This is a genomic window from Streptomyces sp. AK02-01A (genome assembly GCF_033795305.1).
Classification (GTDB): domain Bacteria; phylum Actinomycetota; class Actinomycetes; order Streptomycetales; family Streptomycetaceae; genus Streptomyces.
The window spans coordinates 56,532-75,534 of the sequence record NZ_JARBAE010000012.1 but is presented as its reverse complement, the minus strand read 5'-3'; the positions used below and the strand labels follow the sequence as shown (position 1 = coordinate 75,534).

Annotated in this window: 13 protein-coding genes and 1 pseudogene; 8 read left to right on the top strand and 6 right to left on the bottom strand. The window is 69.4% G+C overall.

Features of this window, described 5'->3' with window-relative positions; translation table 11 throughout:
• Nucleotides 1-353 precede the first annotated feature (353 nt).
• The 4 genes from PV679_RS14445 to glgB all read left to right on the top strand — a co-directional run bounded on the left by PV679_RS14445 (nt 354) and on the right by glgB (nt 8,292).
• Nucleotides 354-2,351: an alpha-1,4-glucan--maltose-1-phosphate maltosyltransferase gene (locus PV679_RS14445; RefSeq protein WP_319680678.1), complete on the top strand. Its 1,998-nt coding sequence runs from the start codon at nt 354-356 to the stop codon at nt 2,349-2,351.
• Nucleotides 2,348-4,072: a maltose alpha-D-glucosyltransferase gene (gene treS / locus PV679_RS14440; protein WP_319680605.1), complete on the top strand. Its 1,725-nt coding sequence runs from the start codon at nt 2,348-2,350 to the stop codon at nt 4,070-4,072. Before PV679_RS14445 ends, treS begins: the two co-directional genes overlap by 4 nt.
• A gap of 206 nt (nt 4,073-4,278) precedes the next feature.
• Nucleotides 4,279-5,745, top strand: a complete 1,467-nt coding sequence (locus PV679_RS14435; RefSeq protein ID WP_319680604.1) for a maltokinase N-terminal cap-like domain-containing protein — start codon at nt 4,279-4,281, stop codon at nt 5,743-5,745.
• A 156-nt stretch (nt 5,746-5,901) separates the two neighbouring features.
• Entirely contained in the window at nt 5,902-8,292 is a 2,391-nt protein-coding gene (glgB, locus tag PV679_RS14430) for a 1,4-alpha-glucan branching enzyme (protein ID WP_416069721.1), read from the top strand.
• A gap of 145 nt (nt 8,293-8,437) precedes the next feature.
• On the opposite strand, the gene PV679_RS14425 is transcribed toward glgB, so the two are convergent.
• The 5 genes from PV679_RS14425 to PV679_RS14405 all read right to left on the bottom strand — a co-directional run bounded on the left by PV679_RS14425 (nt 8,438) and on the right by PV679_RS14405 (nt 13,772).
• The gene (locus PV679_RS14425) at nt 8,438-9,649 is read right to left on the bottom strand and encodes a nitric oxide synthase oxygenase (RefSeq protein ID WP_319680676.1); all 1,212 of its coding nucleotides are present in this window, start codon (nt 9,647-9,649) and stop codon (nt 8,438-8,440) included.
• A complete protein-coding gene (locus PV679_RS14420) occupies nt 9,642-10,154 on the bottom strand; it encodes a hypothetical protein (protein WP_319680603.1) in 513 nt (170 codons plus the stop codon). Before PV679_RS14420 ends, PV679_RS14425 begins: the two co-directional genes overlap by 8 nt.
• Before the next feature lie 234 nt (nt 10,155-10,388).
• Entirely contained in the window at nt 10,389-12,704 is a 2,316-nt protein-coding gene (locus PV679_RS14415) for a HelD family protein (protein WP_319680601.1), read from the bottom strand.
• Between the two features lie 281 nt (nt 12,705-12,985).
• A complete protein-coding gene (gene trxA, locus PV679_RS14410; RefSeq protein ID WP_319680600.1) occupies nt 12,986-13,318 on the bottom strand; it encodes a thioredoxin in 333 nt (110 codons plus the stop codon).
• The gene (locus tag PV679_RS14405) at nt 13,305-13,772 is read right to left on the bottom strand and encodes a MerR family transcriptional regulator (RefSeq protein ID WP_319680599.1); all 468 of its coding nucleotides are present in this window, start codon (nt 13,770-13,772) and stop codon (nt 13,305-13,307) included. Before PV679_RS14405 ends, trxA begins: the two co-directional genes overlap by 14 nt.
• 171 nt (nt 13,773-13,943) lie before the next feature.
• On the opposite strand from PV679_RS14405, the gene PV679_RS14400 reads away from it, so the two are divergent.
• A complete protein-coding gene (locus PV679_RS14400) occupies nt 13,944-15,470 on the top strand; it encodes a GMC family oxidoreductase (protein ID WP_319680598.1) in 1,527 nt (508 codons plus the stop codon).
• 72 nt (nt 15,471-15,542) lie between these two features.
• Here PV679_RS14400 and PV679_RS14395 read toward each other — a convergent pair whose 3' ends face one another.
• Entirely contained in the window at nt 15,543-16,493 is a 951-nt protein-coding gene (locus tag PV679_RS14395) for a helix-turn-helix domain-containing protein (RefSeq protein ID WP_319680597.1), read from the bottom strand.
• A gap of 325 nt (nt 16,494-16,818) precedes the next feature.
• Here PV679_RS14395 and PV679_RS14390 point away from each other — a divergent pair, with 325 nt between their 5' ends.
• From PV679_RS14390 to PV679_RS14380, 3 genes and pseudogenes are all read left to right on the top strand, one after another.
• Nucleotides 16,819-17,583 carry an SDR family NAD(P)-dependent oxidoreductase gene (locus PV679_RS14390; protein ID WP_319680596.1) on the top strand — a complete coding sequence of 255 codons (765 nt, stop codon included), beginning with the start codon at nt 16,819-16,821 and terminating at the stop codon, nt 17,581-17,583.
• 76 nt (nt 17,584-17,659) lie between these two features.
• A pseudogene (locus PV679_RS14385) lies at nt 17,660-17,857 on the top strand (short chain dehydrogenase); the annotation flags it as partial.
• A 277-nt stretch (nt 17,858-18,134) separates the two neighbouring features.
• Nucleotides 18,135-18,974, top strand: coding sequence for a helix-turn-helix transcriptional regulator (locus PV679_RS14380; protein WP_319680594.1), 840 nt, complete (start codon nt 18,135-18,137; stop codon nt 18,972-18,974).
• Nucleotides 18,975-19,003: the final 29 nt, after the last annotated feature.

The following is a 19,003-nucleotide window of genomic DNA, read 5'->3' as shown; positions in this document are numbered from 1 at the left end:
CGCCCTTGCGGGGCACCCGATAAAGAGATTGAGTACGGCTTTCGTTCGTCTCCCGTGTCCCCCGCCCGTTCCTACGCCCCGGTAGCCGGCGCGCCACCGGATTGCTCACCCGAAAACGGTGGGAATGCTCCCCCGGTACGCACGGCACACGAGCGCGTTTCCACACGATTCCAGCGCTATTCGAGTGAACGCGGACAGGAGCGGCCATGCCCGCAGCCTCCCAGTCGTCTACCGAGCGGCTACAAAGAACACCAAAACCAAGCAAAAGCGGCAAAAGCCGTCAAAGATCCCTACCTGCTCGACCTGCCATGCCTGTCACGCCCGCACAGCCCTCAGGTGATCCAGTGAAACCGCTGATTGGTCGCATTCCCGTCCTGGACGTACGCCCTCTCGTCGACTGCGGCAGACGCCCCGCGAAGGCGGTGAGCGGTGAGTCCTTCCAGGTCACCGCGACTGTCTTCCGCGAGGGGCATGACGCCGTCGCGGCGAACGTCGTCCTGATGGACCCCGGTGGCCGCCCCGGCCCCTGGACTCCCATGCGTGAGCTCGCTCCCGGTACCGACCGCTGGGGCGCCGAGGTCACTCCCACCGAGGAAGGCCGCTGGACATACACCGTCGAGGCGTGGAGCGATCCCGTCGCCACCTGGCGCCACGCCGCCCTGATCAAGATCCCCGCGGCCACCGACGAGCGCGACATCGCGCTGGTCCTCGCGGAGGGCGCCGAGCTGTTCGAGCGGGCCGCCGCCGGTGTGCCGAAGGGCGAGGGCCGGGAGGCCGTGCTGGCCGCCGTCGACGCTCTGCGCGACACCGCGCTGTCCGCGCGGGACCGGCTCGCCGCCGCGCTCTCCGCCGACTGCGCGGCGGCCCTCGCCCGCCATCCGCTGCGCGAGCTGGTCAGCTCCTCGCGTCCGGCGCCGCTGCTCGTCGAGCGCGAACGCGCGCTGTACGGCTCCTGGTACGAGCTGTTCCCGCGCTCCGAGGGCGCGGTCGTCACGGCCGGCGAGCCGCCGGTCAGCGGCACCTTCAGGACGGCCGCCGAGCGGCTGCCGGCGGTCGCCGCCATGGGATTCGACGTGGTGTATCTGCCGCCGGTCCATCCCATCGGCACCACGCACCGCAAGGGTCCGAACAACACACTCACACCGGGCCCGGAGGATGTCGGCGTGCCGTGGGCGATCGGCTCGGCCGACGGCGGCCATGACGCGATCCACCCGGACCTGGGCACGATCGAGGACTTCGACCACTTCGTGGAGACGGCACGCGGACTGCGGATGGAGGTCGCGCTGGACTTCGCGCTCCAGTGCTCACCGGACCATCCGTGGGTCGCGAAGCATCCGGACTGGTTCCATCACCGCGCGGACGGCACCATCGCCTACGCCGAGAATCCGCCGAAGAAGTACCAGGACATCTATCCGATCGCCTTCGACAGCGATCTGCGCGGACTGGTCCGCGAGACGACCCGCGTCCTGCGCCACTGGATGGCGCACGGCGTCCGGATCTTCCGCGTGGACAATCCGCACACCAAGCCGGTGCTCTTCTGGGAGAAGGTGATCGGCAACATCAACCGCACCGACCCCGATGTGATCTTCCTGGCGGAGGCGTTCACCAGGCCGGCGATGATGCACACGCTGGCCGCGATCGGCTTCCAGCAGTCGTATACGTACTTCACCTGGCGCAACACCAAGCAGGAGCTGACCGACTACCTCACCGAGCTGTCGGGTGAGGCGGCCTCGTACATGCGGCCCAACTTCTTCGTGAACACGCCTGACATCCTGCACTCCTATCTCCAGGAAGGCGGCCGTCCGGCCTTCGAGGTGCGGGCGGTGCTGGCCGCGACGATGGTCCCGTCGTGGGGTGTGTACGCGGGATATGAACTCTGCGAGAACAGCCCTGCCAAGCCCGGCAGCGAGGAGTACCTTGACTCGGAGAAGTACCAGCTGAAGCCCCGTGACTGGGAGGCGGCCGAGCGCGAGGGCCGCACCATCGCCCCGCTCATCACCACACTCAACCGGATCAGACGCCGCCACCCTGCCCTCCAGCGGCTGCGCGACATCCACTTCCACCAGGCCGACAACGAAGCGGTCATCGCGTACAGCAAGCGGTCGGGTTCGAACATTGTTCTGGTGGTCGTCAACCTCGACCCTCACCACACCCAGGAGGCGACGGTCTCGTTGGACATGCCGCGGCTCGGCCTTGACTGGCACGAGACCGTTCCGGTGCGCGATGAGCTCACCGGCGAGACCTATCACTGGGGCAGAGCCAACTATGTGCGCCTAGAGCCGGGCGTCACGCCCGCGCACATCGTGGTGCTGCGACCGTCCCCGCCGATCGGAGGGTCACCCACAACATGATCGTCAATGAGCCCGTCCACGACACCTTCGAGGACACTCCCGCCAAGGACCGCGATCCCGACTGGTTCAAACGGGCCGTCTTCTACGAAGTCCTGGTGCGTTCGTTCCAGGACAGCAATGGCGACGGCATCGGTGACCTCAAGGGGCTCACCGCCAAACTCGACTATCTCCAGTGGCTGGGCGTCGACTGCCTCTGGCTGCCGCCGTTCTTCAAGTCACCGCTGCGCGACGGCGGCTACGACGTGTCCGACTACACGGCGGTGCTGCCCGAATTCGGCGATCTCGCCGACTTCGTGGAGTTCGTCGACGCCGCGCACCAGCGCGGCATGCGCGTGATCATCGACTTCGTCATGAACCACACGAGCGATCAGCACGAGTGGTTCCAGGAGTCCCGCAAGGACCCCGACGGGCCGTACGGCGACTACTACGTCTGGGCCGACGACGACAAGCAGTACCAGGACGCCCGCGTCATCTTCGTCGACACCGAGACGTCCAACTGGACCTTCGACCCGGTGCGCAAGCAGTACTACTGGCACCGGTTCTTCTCCCACCAGCCGGATCTCAACTACGAGAACCCGGCGGTGCAGGAGGAGATCACCTCGGCGCTGCGGTTCTGGCTGGACCTGGGCATCGACGGCTTCCGGCTGGACGCCGTGCCGTATCTGTACCAGGAGGAGAACACCAACTGCGAGAACCTCCCGGCCACCCACGAGTTCCTCAAGCGGGTCCGGAAGGAGATCGACGCCAACTATCCCGACACGGTGATCCTCGCCGAGGCCAACCAGTGGCCGGAGGACGTCGTCGACTACTTCGGCGACTACGCGGCCGGCGGCGACGAGTGCCATATGGCCTTCCACTTCCCGGTGATGCCGCGGATCTTCATGGCCGTACGGCGCGAGTCCCGCTACCCGGTCTCGGAGATCCTGGCGAAGACCCCGGCGATCCCGACCGGCTGCCAGTGGGGCATCTTCCTGCGCAACCACGACGAGCTGACCCTCGAAATGGTCACGGACGAAGAGCGCGACTACATGTACGCGGAGTACGCCAAGGATCCGCGGATGCGCGCCAACATCGGCATCCGGCGTCGTCTCGCTCCGCTGCTGGACAACGACCGCAACCAGATCGAGCTGTTCACCGCTCTGCTGCTGTCGCTGCCCGGCTCGCCGATCCTCTACTACGGCGACGAGATCGGGATGGGCGACAACATCTGGCTCGGCGACCGGGACGCCGTACGGACTCCGATGCAGTGGACACCGGACCGGAACGCCGGATTCTCCTCCAGCGACCCGGGCCGGCTCTATCTGCCGACGATCATGGACCCGGTCTACGGCTACCAGGTCACCAATGTGGAGGCGGCGATGGCGTCGCCTTCCTCGCTGCTGCACTGGACCCGCCGGATGATCGAGATCCGGAAGCAGAACCACGCCTTCGGTCTCGGCTCGTACACCGAACTGCCCTCGTCGAACCCGGCCGTGCTGGCCTTTCTGCGCGAGGCTCCCTCCGCGGAGGGCGACGGCGACGACCTGGTGCTCTGTGTGCACAACTTCTCGCGGTTCGCACAGCCCACGGAGCTGGATCTGCGGGCCTTCAGCGGCCGTCATCCGGTGGAGCTGATCGGCGGCGTCCGGTTCCCGGCCATCGGCGAGTGGCCCTATCTCCTGACCCTCGCGGGCCACGGCTTCTACTGGTTCCGCCTCAGGAAGGACATCGCGCCCGTCTGACGCGGTGTGCCGCACGACCCCGTGCGAGTCGGTTTCCGCCGCCTCGCACGGGGCACTCTCCCGACATCCCGTTCGTTCGAGTTCGTACGAAATCAAGCCGTACGGATCATCCTCACCCGACACGTCCCGCACAGCCGGACAGCCATTGCCGCAATCCGGGACACTCTGCGCATCCTGTGGTGTGCCCGGGGAAAGGACGCGATGCCATGTCGAAGGCTGCATCCACCCGGACTACCCCGCGCCTCGCCGCCACCTCGCCCGCCGTGTCTCCCGCCGACGCGAGAGCGCTGGTCAGCTCGCTCACGCCGCTGCTCCACGACTGGCTGCCACGCCAGCGCTGGTTCGCGGGCAAGGGCCGGCAGATCACCGGCTTCGTGCCGGTGACGGTCACCGAGCTGCTGCCGATGAACGCGGGGGGTCCGTGGCTGTTGCATCTGCTCGTACGGGTCGAACAGCGAGGTGCCTCCGGGCCTCCGCCGTCGATTCCCTCCTCATCAACGCCCGCCGCGGTCGCCGCGTCGGCCGGTGACTGCTATCAGCTCCTGCTCGGGATCCGCAAGGCACTGCCGCCGTATCTGGCGTCCGCGCTGATCGGCCATGTGGCGGAGGGACCGCTGGCCGGTCTCACCGCCTACGAGGGACTGCACGACCCGCGCCTCGCCGAGCTGCTGCTGGAGCGGCTGGGCTCGCCCGGTGCGCAGGGACCGCTGCGGTTCGACCGGGCCGGGCCGGTCCCGGCGGGACTCACCGGCCGGCTGCTCGGCGCCGAGCAGTCGAACTCGTCTTTGGTCTACGGCGACGCCTTCATCCTCAAGATCCTCCGCAGGGTCTTTCCGGGACCGCATCCGGATCTGGAGCTTCCGCTGGCGCTGGCGGCGGAAGGCTGCGAGCGCGTGCCCGCACCGGTCGCCTGGTTCGAGGCCGCGGATCCGTCGGGCAGCGGAGAATCCCTCACACTCGGCGTGCTCCAGCCCTATCTGCGCGGCTCCCAGGACGGCTGGCAGCTCGCGCTGGCCGCGCTGGCCGACGGCCGCGACTTCACCATCGAGGCCCGCGCGCTGGGCCGGGCCACCGCCGAGGTGCACACCGCGCTCGCCGACGCGCTGCCGACGGTCACACTGGGCCGCAGCCAGACCGCGCAGCTCGCGAGCGCAATGGCGGACCGGCTGGACCTCGCGGCCCAGGCGGTGCCCTCGCTGCGTCCTCATGTCTCCGGGCTGCGCACCGCCTTCGCCGCGCTCGCCGGTCTGGACGAGGCCGGACGCGGCCGGCCGGCCCAGCGTGTGCACGGCGATCTGCATCTCGGACAGGCCCTGCGGACTCCGGACGGCAGATGGTCGGTCATCGACTTCGAGGGCGAGCCCGCCAGGCCGCTCGCCGAGCGGCGCCGGCCTCAGCCGCCGGTCCGCGATGTCGCGGGCATGCTCCGCTCCTTCGACTACGCGGCCCGCTCCCACGAGCCGTGGCGTCCGGACTGGGCGGAGCGGTGCCGGGCGGCGTACTGCGAGGGATACGCGTCGGCCTCGGGCGTCGACCCGCGCGCGGAGCCCGAGCTGCTGCGCGCGTACGAGACGGACAAGGCGGTCTACGAGGTCCTGTACGAGGCGAGGCACCGCCCCGACTGGCTGCCGGTCCCGATGGCGGCGATCCGCCGTCTGGCCGGCGAGGTCTGACCCGCGAGGCGGCGCCGCCGCGCTTCGGTGGCGGCGCCGCCGCACGGCCTCCGGCGCTGTACACCGCCCGACCGTGCCTGTCCGCCGGCCCCGACCGCCGGCGCTCTCCCACTCCCGACCGCCCACAGAAGCGAAGCCCGCCGAGGAGGCAGCCCCGTGACCGCCCGCCCGCCGTCCCACCGCAAGTCCGAGCCCGAGCCCACCACTCTCCCGGTCCCGCCGCCCGCTCCGGCCGAGAGGCGGAAGTCTCCGGGCCGCGAGCGTCCCGGCACCTCCGCCGTGGCTCCCCGGCCGCGCGAGGATCCGGGCGGCCGGGACGTGCGCGCCGCACGGCCGCTGGACGGCGGTGACCGGGAGCGGCTGCTCGCCGGTTCGCATCACGAACCGCACGCGCTGCTCGGAGCGCATCCGGTGCGCGACGGCGTGGCCTTCCGGACACTGCGGCCTTACGCGCGCGCCGTGACCGTGCTGGCCGACGGTGTCCGGGCCGAGCTGCACGACGACGGCGACGGACTCTTCTCCGGTGTCCTGCCGCTGCGCGAGGTGCCCGCGTACACACTGCTCGTCCGGTACGGCGACGCCTCGGCGGAGAGCGGCGCGAGCGCGGCCGAGGCCGACGAACTGGAGGCCGGCGATCCGTACCGCTTCCTGCCCGCGCTCGGCGACCTCGATCTCCACCTCATCGGCGAGGGCCGGCACGAGGAGCTGTGGAAGGCCCTCGGCGCCCGTCCCATGACACACCAGGGTGTGACCGGCACCCGCTTCACCGTCTGGGCGCCCAATGCCCGTGGCGTGCGGATCGCCGGCGACTTCAACTACTGGGACGGCACGAGCCTGCCGATGCGTTCGCTCGGCTCCACCGGCGTGTGGGAGCTGTTCGTGCCGGGGATCGGCGAGGGCGCGCTCTACAAGTTCGACATCACGCGTCCCGACGGATCGCACACACTGCGCGCGGATCCGATGGCGCGGCGCACCGAGGTGCCGCCCGCGACCGCCTCCATCGTGACCGAGTCCCACCATGTGTGGCGCGACGAGGAGTGGCTCGCGCACCGCGCGGACCGGCCGGTGCACGAGGCGCCGTTCTCCGTGTACGAGGTCCATCTGGCGTCCTGGCGGCCCGGCCTGACGTATCGTCAGCTCGCTTCCCAGCTTCCCGCCTACGTCAGGGATCTGGGCTTCACGCATGTCGAGCTGATGCCGGTCGCGGAGCATCCGTTCGGCGGCTCCTGGGGCTATCAGGTCACCGGCTTCTACGCGCCGACGTCCCGGATGGGCACGCCGGACGATTTCCGGTATCTCGTGGACGCGCTGCACCGCGCGGGCATCGGCGTGCTGGTCGACTGGGTCCCGGCGCACTTCCCGAAGGACGAGTGGGCGCTGGCGCGGTTCGACGGCCGTCCGCTGTACGAGCACGCCGATCCGCAGCGGGCCGAGCATCCCGACTGGGGCACGCTGGAATTCGACTACGGCCGCACGGAGGTGCGTAACTTCCTGGTCGCCAACGCCGTGTACTGGTGCGAGGAGTTCCATATCGACGGGCTGCGGGTCGACGCGGTCGCCTCGATGCTCTATCTGGACTACTCCCGCGAGGAGGGCCAGTGGTCTCCGAACGAGCGCGGCGGCCGGGAGAATCTGGACGCCGTCGCCTTCCTCCAGGAGATGAACGCCACGGTCTACCGCCGCTGTCCCGGTGTGGTGACCGTGGCCGAGGAGTCCACCGCCTGGAACGGCGTCACGCGCGCCACGCATGTCGTGGGCCCGGACGGCTTCGGCGGTCTCGGCTTCGGACTGAAGTGGAACATGGGCTGGATGCACGACTCGCTGGACTATGTCGCCAAGGAGCCCGTCCACCGCAAGTATCACCACGGTGAGATGACCTTCTCCATGGTGTACGCGTACAGCGAGAACTACGTCCTGCCGATCTCCCACGACGAGGTGGTCCACGGCAAGCGGGCGCTGGTCTCCAAGATGCCCGGTGACTGGTGGCAGCAGCGCGCCAACGATCGCGCCTATCTCGGCTTCATGTGGGCGCATCCGGGCAAGCAACTGCTCTTCATGGGACAGGAGTTCGCTCAGGGCGCGGAGTGGTCGGAGGGCCATGGCCCGGACTGGTGGCTGCTCGATCCGTCCTACGCGGCGGCGGCCGACCACCAGGGTGTGCGTGATCTGGTCCGCGATCTCAACGCGGTGTACGGCAGGACGCCCGCGCTCTGGGAGCGGGACACCGCGCCGGAGGGCTTCTCCTGGGTGGACGGCGGCGCCGCCGAGGACAATGTCTTCGCCTTCCTGCGCTTCGACGCGGCCGGCGCGCCACTGCTGGCGGTCTCGCACTTCTCGCCGGTGGTCCGGCACGACTACCGGCTCGGCGTGCCGGAGGAGTTCTCGGCCTGGACCGAGGTCCTCAATACGGACGCGGCGCGCTACGGCGGCGGCGATGTGCTCAACCCGGAACCGGTGAAGCCGGAATCGGTCGGCGCGCACGGCCGGCCCGCGAGCCTCCAGCTCACGCTGCCGCCGTTGGCGACGATCTGGCTGCGGCCCGTCTGACGTACCCTCATATATGGCTCTGGCCACGCCACATCCGCTCCGGCGGGGCCATGGCACGTCCCAGGGAGCCGTCCGGGGGCGGACGGTGGAGGATCACCGTCCGCCCCCGGCCTGGCGGCGTCTCCAGGTGTCTGCCTGGCCTGTCTCACGTCCAGGCCGGTGGCTGCCGGTGGTAGTTCGGCCGTACGGCGGTGTTGGTGTACGTCCGGTGGAACACCGGTGTGGTGGAGGCGGACAGCGGCGGCACGATCCAGTCGCGGTCGGTGGGAGTGGCCCTGCCACGGCGCTCTTCGCGCTCCTCATGAGTGACGAACTGCCGGGTCACGGTGTGGTGGTCGACGATATGCACGCCGGCCCGGTGGAACGAGTGCAGCACGGCCCGGTTGATCTCGACCAGCGCCACGTCCTTCCACAGTGTGTCGTCGCGGCCGGTGTCCAGGCCCATCCCGGCCGCCACGCGCGGCAGCATGTCGTACCGGTCGGTGTCGGCGAGATTGCGCGCGCCGATCTCGTATCCGACGTACCAGCCGTTGAACGGACAGGCCGGATACTCGACACCGCCGATCTCCAGCAGCATGTCGGAGATGGCCGGTACGGCGTGCCAGCGCAGGCCCAGCTCCGCGAACCACGGCAGGTCCGGATGGACGAGCTCCACCTCCAGCACCGCGTCCTCGGGCAGTGAGAACCAGCGCGGCTCCTCGCCGGGCATCCGCACGATCAGCGGCAGTACGTCGAACGGACCGCCGGCGCCGCGCCAGCCGAGCGAGCGCGCCGCCGCCGTGAGGTCCACCTGCAGCGGATCGCCCACCACACCGCCGTCGGGCCGCGCGTATCCGGCGTAGCGCACGAGCTGCGGATTCCAGATCCTGGGCCCGGAGCCGTCCGGTGACCGCTGGCCGAACACGGTGATGACGGGCTGGAGCCGGCCGTGGTTGGTGGCCAGCCGGAGATGGTCCACACAGGCGGCGAAGACCTCCTCGGCACTGGTCGCGTCGCGGCGGTCGACCACGCGCAGCGCCTTCCAGTGCAGCCGGCCGACACAGCGCGCGTGGTTGCGCCAGGCGATCTTGCAGCCGTGGGCCAGCTCGGCCGTCGTCTGGCGGTAGCCGCCGGTCGCGCGGATCTCCGCCAGCGCGGCGGCGAGCCGGTGCGCACGGTCACCGTCCACGGGTGTCTCGTCGTCCAGCAGAAAGCGCCGGGCCTCGGCCGACAGCGCGGACTCGGATGCCGGGTCCGGAGCGTTCGTCAGGACGGCGGCCGGCTCGGTGACACCGGCTGCGATCTCCGTCCGCTGTCCCTGAGCGGGGCACATGGGCGGCGCCGTGCGCCCCGCTCCCGGCATCGCGGTCTCAGCCACCAAGGTGGATACGGAAGCGGACCTGCTTCCCGTCCAGGACGATCTCCGCCTCGCCCTGGGCTCCGGCGTACGACCCGGTGCCGCCGACGACGGCGGACGCGCCCTTGTACGGTCCTCCGCCGAAGCGGTCGATCATGGCGCTCAGCGCGAGAAAGCCCTTGGAGGTGCGCAGCACCCGCTGGCACTGGGTGGTCGAGCCGTTGTGCGTGATCCGCACCGTGCCGCACCGCGCGCTGCCATCGCCGATGATCTTTCCAGGACGGCCCCGGTTGTTCTCGTGCAGCTCCAGGAAGGTGGTCCAACTGGCGCCCGCCCTGGCGCTCCTGGGCTCGGTGTCGACCTTCTTCACGCCGATCCAGTTGAGCGTGGTCGCGGCCTTCGCCGGTGCCCGCTCGGGCGCGGGCGCGGCGCCGGCGTAGGTGACGACGGCGGCGGTCATCGCGGTACCGGCGGCCAGCGCCAGGACAACACGGGACGGACGCGCAGAGAAAGGCGTACGGGACACCTGACCTCCAGAGGAGAAGGAACGTCGGCCCGGAGAGGAGGCTCTCGCCGGGCGTCACCCGGAACGGGTGCGACGTCACTTCAGCCCGCCGGAGCGAGCGGGACAAACGATCTGGCGGGAAGTTCACCCGATCAGCGCCGTCCTTCACCCGGACGAGCGGCCCGCACCGGCGTGTCCGGGCCGCGCTGTCACGCGTGCGGCCCCGCCGGACCCGCTCCGGCAGGGCCATCCGGCTTATGCGTCCGTGACGGCCCACTCCTCCGTCGCGGCCCGCACCGACGCGAGCCGGGACGACACCTCGCGGTCGCGCACGATGCCGAGCCGCTGGGTCGCTCTGGTCAGCGCCACATAGAGGTCGTTGATGCCGCGCGGCGAGCCGTCCATGATTCCTTCCGGGTCGACGACGAGCACCGTGTCGAACTCCAGGCCCTTCGCCTGCCGTGCGTCCAGCAGGACCACGGGACGGGTCAGATCGGGTGTGGCGCCCCAGGAGGCGCCGGGCAGCGCGGCCGCGAGACCGGGCAGCAGCGCGGCCGGAGCGATCACCGCGAGCCGTCCCTCGCCCGGGTGCGCGGCCGCCAGCGCGGCGGCCGTACCGGCGAGCGCGGTCCGGTCCACGGCCCGCACCAGCGGGCCGTTCCCGGTGGAGCGGACGGATTTCGGCGGCTCGAACACCGGGTCCGTCATCCGCCGCACCTCGGCCGCGACCTCCATGATCTCGGCCGGTGTGCGGTAGTTGACGCCGAGCTTCGCCAGCTCCCAGCGCTCGCCGACATACGGCTCCAGGATCTGCTGCCAGGAGTCGCAGCCCGCCGCGTCTCCGGTCTGGGCCGGATCGCCGACCAGGGTCATGGAGCGGCTCGGACAGCGGCGCATCAGCAGCCGCCAGGCCATGGCGGAGAGTTCCTGCGCCTCGTCCACGACGATATGGCCGAAGGCCCAGGTGCGGTCGGCGGCGGCCCGTTCGGCGGCGCTGCGGCTGTCGGTCTCCTCGTGCCGGTCGGCGAAGCGCTCGGCGTCGATGATGTCGTGCGCGGCGAGGACCTCCGACTCCTGCTCGTCCTCGAACTCCTGTGTACGGGAGCCGTACGACAGCTCCAGCACGCCTTGCGCGTAGGCGATCCGCTCCTGCCGTGCCAGCGCGGCGGCGGCGCGGGCCTCGGTGTCGTCCTCACCGAGCAGTTCGGCCGCCTCGTCGAGCAGCGGCACATCGGCGGGCGTCCACTCGTCCGGCGCGTCGGTGCCGGTGCGCGGGCCCGGCCGGTGTACGGCGGCGGCGTCGCGCGGGCCGAGACGGCGCGGATCCGCCAGGAAGTCGGCGACGAGCCGCTGCGGAGTGAGTGTCGGCCAGAGCGCGTCGATCGCCGCCTGCACCTCGGGACTGGTGGCGATCTCCTTGCCGAGCTGAGCGATGTCGGCGGGATCGAGCAGGTTCCCGCCGTCGAGCGGGTCCTCGCCGATGCGGGCGGCGAGCTGCTCGGTGAGCGCGTCGATGATCCGGAAGGCGAAGTGCGGCCGCGCCAGGTTGTGCGGCAGGCCGGTCTCGCGGGCCAGCCGTCTCGCCTCGGACGCGGTCTCCCGGTCCAGCACGAATGTGCCGTGGTCCTCGTGTTCGATCTCCATCACCGGATCCGGCAGCGCCTGCCGGTCGCTCAGCTCCTCGGCGAGCACCCGCGCCATCTCCGCGCGGCCCTTGATCTCGGCGGCTCGCGGCGTGTCCGTGCCGGTGGCCCGTACGCCGGGAAAGAGCTCGCCGGTCGTCGCCAGCAGCACACCGGTCTCACCGAGCGACGGCAGCACCTCGCCGATATAGCCGAGGAAGGCGGGATTCGGTCCGACGATCAGCACGGCGCGGCGGGCCAACTGCTCCCGGTAGGCGTAGAGCAGATACGCGGCGCGGTGCAGCGCCACCGCCGTCTTGCCGGTGCCCGGACCGCCCTCGACGACCAGCACTCCTCGGTGCGGTGCGCGGATGACGCGGTCCTGCTCGGCCTGGATGGTCTGCACGATGTCGCTCATCCGCCCGGTGCGCGCGGAGTTCAGCGCGGAGAGCAGCACGGCGTCGCCGTCCGGATCCTCGTAGCCGGTGCGGGTCGTGTCGGTGAGATCCATGATCTCGTCATGGAGCGCGGTGACACGGCGCTCCATGGTCGTGATGTGCCGGCGCCTGCGCAGTCCCATCGGAGAGAAACCGGTGGCGAGATAGAACGGCCGAGCCACCGGTGCCCGCCAGTCGATCAGCAGCGGAGTGCGTTCCTCGTCGTCGCGCCGCATTCCGATGCGTCCGATGTGGTGCGTCGTGTTCGGATTCGTGCCTTCGCCGAGATCGATCCGGCCGAAACACAGCCCGGATTCCACCGCATTCAGCGAGGACACCCGGCCGGACTGTTCCGCGACACTGATATCGCGCTCGACGCGGGCCTGTCGCACGCTGTTGACCTGGCCGATCGACGTCTGTATGGCGGCCTCGGCCTGCTCCCGGAGAGCGTCCAGCCGCTCATAGAGAAGGGAGACGAATTGCTGCTCGTTCTGCAATTCCTCGGTTGACAATTCAGCCCCTGTCCGATACGCTGTTCCCAGTGACCCGGTCCATGTCCATATTCATTCAGGGACACGGAAACCACCAATATACGCAGAGAAACACCCCGGCCGTCAATTCGGAGCCGGGGCATTTTTTTGCGTACGGGTGATGGCGGTTGACGACCTCCGCACAGGGACCGGGCATGGTGTCCGGACGCGCGGCGCGACCGCTCCGGCACAAAGACACCGCGCGGCCGCCGGGACACCGGGCCCGCCGTCGGGCGACGGACACCGGCAGTCACCGGCGGACCTCAGATCACGTCCTCAAGCTCCTGCGACAGCTTGCGCTTCGGCCGCGCGCCGACCATCGACTTCACCGGCTCACCTCCGTGGAACACGATGAGCGTCGGCATCGCCAGTACGCCGTACCGGCCCGTGATCTCCGGATTGCTGTCCACATCGATCTGCACGACCTTGAGCCGGCCGGCCTCCTCCTCCGCCACGGCGGCGAGCACCGGCGCGAGCTGACGGCACGGCGGGCACCAGTCGGCGGTGAACTCCACCAGCACCGGCAGCGCGGCCTTCAGCACCTCGCCGTCGAAGTCCGCGTCCGTCACCGCGTCGACGCCTTCAATCCTGATCATTCTCTGTCTCCTCATGAGCGTCATAAGCGTCGTAAGCGTCATGGCTGAGCGCGTGCGTCAGCTCGCACCGTGGTGCGTCGGCTCCGGCCGCCAGTCCGGCCCGCGCCTCCTCGGCCTGCGCGAGCTGCGCTCCTACCTGGGCACGGACCGACTGGAGCTGGTCGATCAGTCCGTCCAGCTCGGTGAGCTTGCTCCGGTAGACGGCGAGCGAGGCCGGACAGGAGTCTCCGGCCGGATGCCCGGCGCGCAGGCACTCGACGAACGGCCGGGTCTCCTCCAGATCGAACCCGAAGTCCTGCAGGGTCCTGATCTGCTGGAGCAGCCGCAGATCGTCCTCGTCGTAGGTGCGGTAGCCGTTCACCGCGCGCCGGGCGGGCAGCAGTCCGCGTGACTCGTAGTAACGCAGAGCGCGGGTGGTCGTCCCGGCCCGCTCCGCCAGCTCGCCGATTCGCATGCCGACGACGGTAAGCCTTGACGCCGACGTCAAGGCAAGGCGCCCGCTCCTGTCCGCTCGCGCGGACCGTGCTCGTATGGGCGAGTAATCGTGCGCAACGAGGAGAATTCCGAGGCTTTCCGCCGCCTACCGTCGAAAGCAGGGAGGAGGGGATGTCGAAAGGAGCGGACCATGTTGGAAACCGAGCGAGTAGAGCACGAATATGTCGTGGTAGGAGCCGGTTCATCGGGCAGTGTGATCGCCCGCAGGCTGCTCGACCGTGGCCATAGCGTCCATATTCTGGAAGCCGGTCCCGAGGACACCAGTGAATTGGTGCACAACCCTTCCTCCTGGCCCGCGCTGTTCGACAGTGAACTCGACTGGGCGGTGCGGACGGTTCCGCAGAAGCACGCGAAGGATCGTTCCGTGCGCATGCCCAGAGGAAAGGTCCTCGGCGGCTGCGCCTCGGTGAACGGCATGATCTATATGCGCGGAGTCCGGAGTGACTACGACGCCTGGAGCTACGGCGGCGCGACCGGCTGGGACTGGGAGAGCGTCTTTCCGTACTTCCTGAAGTCCGAGGACCACGAGGACGGAGCGAGCCGGTGGCACGGAGCGGGAGGTCTTCAGCCGGTCTGCCGGATCCACGACCCTCATCCCACGGCTGCGGCGTTTGTCGACGCGGCCGTCTCCAGCGGCTTCCCGAAGACCGACGACTTCAACGGCGAGCATCCGCTGGGCGCGGGATTCAACCAGATCACCACGCGGGACGGCAGGCGCATGTCGAGCTGGCAGTCCTTCGTGGCGCCGGTCCGGGAACGTCCCGAGGTCACCGTGACCACGCTCGCGCTGGCGCGTCGCCTCCTCTTCGACGGCGACCGGGCCGTCGGCGTCGAGTACAGCGTGCGCGGTGAGCCGCGCCGGGCCTACGCCTCCGCCGAGGTGGTGCTCAGCGCCGGTGTCATCGGCTCACCCAAGCTGCTCCTGCTGTCCGGGATCGGTCCGGCCGAACACCTCAGGAATGTCGGCATCGACGTCCGACACGACGTACCGGGTGTCGGAGAGAATCTGCACGACCATCTTCTGATCTCGAACATCTACGAGTCGACGAAGCCGCTGCCTCCCGGCCGATACAACCTGCTGGAGAGCCAGCTCTACTGGAAGAGCGATCCACGGCTGCTCGGACCCGACCTCCAGCCGATCTTTCTCCATAGGGTGTATCCGGCGGACGGCTATCCGATGCCCGAGCATGGATACACCATCGCTCCCGGCATCCTCCGGCCACTGTCCCGAGGACACCTCCGGCTGGCCGGCGCCGATCCGGAGCGCGCGCCGCTGGTCGATCCGCGTGTGCTGGAGGCTCCGCACGACCTGGAGACGCTGGTGGACGCCGTGGAGATCTGCCGCGAGATCGGACATTCCTCGGCGTTCCGCGAATGGCGCAAGGCGGAGGTCGCTCCCGGCCCGGCGACCAGGACCCGCGACGATCTGCGTGAGTACGTACGGAGCGCCGCCACCACCTACCACCATCAGGTCGGCACCTGCCGGATGGGCCAGGATCCGATGTCCGTCGTGGACCCGGAGCTGCGGGTCAACGGAGTACGGTCGCTGCGCGTCGCGGACGCCTCGGTCATGCCGGCCATTCCGTCCGGCAACACACACGCGCCGTCGATGATGATCGGCGAGAAGGCCGCGGACCTCATCCTCGCGGACGCCTGAGTCCGGTGGCACGAGTCCGGTGGCACGAGTCCGGCGGCACGGATTCGCGCGGCCGGGCCGTCGAAGCCGCCGTCACCGCGGCGGTCGCAGGCCGGCGCCGCGCAGCCGCGCGGTTCGCCTGATCTCGGCCGCGCTCTGTCCGCATTCGGCGCGCAGCGCGCGGCTGAGGTGAGTGGCGTCCAGGACGCCCCAGTCCGCGGCGATCATCGCGGCGGCGCGATGGCCCAGCGCCGGATCGCTGAGATCGTGCCTGATCCGTTCCATCCGGCGGCTGCGGATCCAGGCCGACAGCCTGATGCCGCGCGGCTCCAGGATCTTGTACAGATAGCGCAAGGAGATCCGGTGCTCCGCGGCCACCGACTCCGCGGACAGGCGCGGATCGGAGAGGCGGCGCAGACAGTAGGTCAGCACCTGGTCGGCGAGCTCCTGACCAGGTGGCACGACCGACGGTCCGGCGAGCGCGGACAGCGCGAGAGAGACCAGAGCGTCGGCGAGGTGCGGACCGTTGTCGCCGGCGAGGCCGTCCAGGTCGTCGGCCGCGTCCCGGAGCAGCGTCGCCGCGAGTCGATGCGCACCGGAGTCGGCCGGTATGGCGCAGGCGGTCCGGCCTGCCACCTGGTCGATGTGTGGTCCCAGCAGTGTGCGCGGTATGCCGAGGACCACCAGATCGGCCGGCTCGGTGAAGCACAGCGTGTACGGCCGGACGGTCTCGTAGGCGACCAGTTCGTCCGGCCCGAGCAGACATCGCCGGCCGTCCTGTTCGAAGCCCACCTGGCCACGACCGCGCAGTGTCACTTTGACGAGTTCGTGATCGCCGGAGCCGATGAGCGTCGGCAACCGCATCACATCGCAGGCCGTGGCCCAGACCCGGGTCACGACGACATCTCCGGCGGTCGCATGCCGCAGCGTGCCACGGAAATCCCGGTCGTCGCCGTCCGGGACGACACTGAGCGGTGCGAACACCTGGGATCCGAGGTGTTCCAGTCGCTCGGCCTGCTCGCGGCCGGCTGTCGCGGCGTTCATGGAGCGTCCTCGCCGACGGCCCAACCTCCCGGCGCGATCATGAGAAATGACGCACTGAAGAACACATTGAAAGCATATGCGATCTGCACTCTTATGAGAGTCTTTCATGCAATTTAACGATGTGATGAGCATGTTTTTGTGAGACCAGCGTTTTGTGAGACCAAACTATGGTCGCGAACGCGGTGGAGGGATCGGCGGTCCCTGGATAAGTGAGTCCTTCATCCGGATCGGCGCGCGGACCACTGTGGGTCATGGCGGTGATGGTTCGCAGAAGTCCGCGTGATCGGCACGCGACGGCCATCCTCGTCACTGGGAGAGCCATTCCATGACCGCGCAGAGCAGGATCGCCATCATCACCGGTGCCAACCGAGGACTGGGCCGCAGCACCGCGCTGAAGCTGGCGCAGGACGGCGTCGACCTCATCATCACGTACCGCTCACACGCCGACGAGGCCGAGGCCGTCGTCGATGCCGCCGTCTCGCTGGGCCGGACCGCCTTCGCCGTCCAGCTCGACACCGGCCGGCTCGACGCCTTCGACACGTTCACCGATGACGTACGCCGGCTGCTCAAGGACGGCTGGGACCGGGAGACGTTCGACTTCCTGGTCAACAACGCCGGTGGCTATGTCGCGGCGCCGATCGCGGAGATGACGGTGGAGGGCTTCGACGAGCTGATGAACGTCCACCTCCGTGGTGTGTACTTCCTGACCCAGCGGCTGCTGCCACTGCTCGCGGACGGCGGCCGGATCGTCAATGTGTCCACCGGTCTGACCCGCTTCACCGCACACGGCACCTCCGCGTACGCGGCGATGAAGGGCGCCATCGAGGTCTTCACCCGCTATCTGGCCAAGGAACTGGGCCCGCGCGGCATCACCGCCAACACGATCGCTCCCGGACCGGTCGCCACCGACTTCGGCGGCGGCGGTGTCCGCGACAACAAGCAGATCCGTGCCGCGCTGGACAGCCAGACCGCACTCGGCCGCGTCGGCGAGCCGGAGGACATCGGCGGTGTCATCTCGGCACTGCTCTCCGAGCACACCGGTTGGATCAACGCCCAGCGCGTCGAGGCCTCCGGCGGGACCTTGATCTAAGGGCTGTCCGGCCCCTCGACCGCCCGGCGAGACCAGATTCCGCGACCCGTCACCACCGCTGCTCCGAGGAGTAGTCATGGCCCGCACCACACTGGACATCACCGTCCCGGATCTGACCGGCAAGCCGGCAGTCGTGACCGGCGCGAGCGACGGAGTCGGTCTCGGCCTGGCCGGCAGGCTCGCACTGGCCGGCGCGGAGGTCGTCATGCCCGTACGGAATCCGGTCAAAGGCGCGGCGGCGGTGGAACGTATCCGGATCGAGGCGCCCTGGGCGACGACGCGGCCACCAGCCCGCACGCGAAAGGCGGCGCCTTCTACGGACCGGCCGGGCCCGGACATCTGACCGGTCCTCCGACCGAGCAGGCGCTCTACAGATCCATCAGGAACGAGGAGGACGCGCGCCGCGTCTGGCAGGTCTCCGAGGACCTCGCCAAGGTCGCGTATCCGAGCGTCTGACCCTGGTCACCGCCGTACCGCGCACAGGCCCGCGCAGCCGCTCGGAGCAGCGAGCGATCTCGTGATTCGGCCTCGCGACGAGAGAGACTCAGCACATGGACCGAGCACAACTGGCGGACTTCCTCCGGACCCGCCGCGAAGCCCTCCAGCCGGAGGACGTGGGCCTGCCGCGAGGACCGCGCCGACGCACGCGCGGCCTGCGCCGCGAAGAGGTCGCCACTCTGTCCGGCATGTCCACCGACTACTACAGCCGCCTCGAACAGCAACGCGGACCGCAGCCTTCCGAGCCGATGCTCGCCGCCATCGCGCGTGGTCTGCATCTGTCGCTGGAGGAACGCGACCATCTCTTCCGGATGGCCGGACACAACACACCGGGCCGGACTCAGCGCTCCGACCATGTCAACCCGGGCATCATGCGGATCCTGGACCGCCTCGACGACACTCCCGCGCAGGTCATCACCATTCTCGCGGAAACGCTGGTCCAGACGAGGCTCGCGGTCGCACTCGTCGGCAACGAGACCGACTTCACCGGCCTGTCCCGCAGCATGGTGTACCGCTGGTTCACCGATCCGCACGCCCGCCGCATCTATCCCGAGGCCGACCATCCGAGCCACGGCCGGGTCTTCACCTCCGGACTGCGTGCCACCTACTCGCGCCAAGGCGCCGACTCCCGCGCGGGACAGGTCGTCGACGCGCTCCTGGAAGAGAGCGAAGAGTTCCGGCAGCTCTGGAGCGCACATGAGATCGACCTCGAACGCCAAGGACCGAAGCGTATCCAGCATCCGGACCTGGGCCTCCTCGAACTGCACTGCCAGGTGCTCTACGACGCCGACCAGGCTCAGGCACTCCTGGTCTACACCGCCACTCCTGGCACCGAGAGCCACGAGAAGCTCCAGCTCCTGTCCGTCACAGGAGACCGGCAGCCGCACCTCTGAGATCTCACACCTGTGGGCTGCTCCCGGAA